A 611-nucleotide genomic window follows, 5' to 3' on the forward strand; every position below is an offset into this window, starting at 1 on the left:
GAATACGTGACCCCAGAGGAATGGTTTGACAAAGTGTTACACTGGATGGCTCCTAAGGGAGAAGAGAAACTGACGATTTATGGTATAGATACTAAGGGTCAGATTTCTGATACCCCACTCACGACTTATGCAGAATATCAAGCCTGGGTTCAAAAACAACGATCAGAAGGGAATATAAATGAAACGAATTGATCCTGAGAGAATAAAGAGTATAAAAGCGAGTATCAACGCATCTACTAATGAAATACCAGATGACATTCGCTCGCTGATTGATGCGCCAGTGACAGGTAATTTTGAAGACTGTGTTAAGCGAACCAAAGCAACAATGGAGAGCTTAGTAACAACGGTTGATTCGCTTGATCAGTATTTAGATAGTGTAGCGGATGCTTTTGCGGCAACAGAAGCCGCTTTAGCTGCGGCAATTGATGGAGGTATCTATATTAAAGCTCCTGAGTCACGAGCAGAACGTAGAGAACGATATATCCAAGGCGGGAAAAATTCCCAAGAACGCCACAATCGTAGAAAAATGGTTGAAATCGCAGAGAGTCAATATAGTGATTTTCCATAATTACACAAATCACCTGAATTTATTTCAGGTGGTTTTCTTTTGT

At 40.8% G+C, this 611-nt stretch carries 1 protein-coding gene and 1 pseudogene; both read left to right on the forward strand.

The annotated features are described in order from the left end of the window. Window positions 1–192, forward strand: a pseudogene (locus HMPREF3057_RS10335) (hypothetical protein); the annotation flags it as partial. Beyond that, window positions 179–568, forward strand: coding sequence for a hypothetical protein (locus HMPREF3057_RS03165; RefSeq protein WP_042903181.1), 390 nt, complete (start codon window positions 179–181; stop codon window positions 566–568). The pseudogene HMPREF3057_RS10335 and the gene HMPREF3057_RS03165, both read left to right, overlap by 14 nt. The last annotated feature ends 43 nt before the right edge of the window (window positions 569–611 follow it).

This window comes from Streptococcus sp. HMSC072D05, assembly GCF_001815805.1.
In the GTDB taxonomy this organism is placed as follows: domain Bacteria; phylum Bacillota; class Bacilli; order Lactobacillales; family Streptococcaceae; genus Streptococcus.

What these genes read in the sequence shown, in the direction of transcription:
- HMPREF3057_RS03165 (WP_042903181.1), top strand. Translation starts at nt 179, where the DNA reads ATGAAACGAATTGATCCTGAGAGAATAAAGAGTATAAAAGCGAGTATC.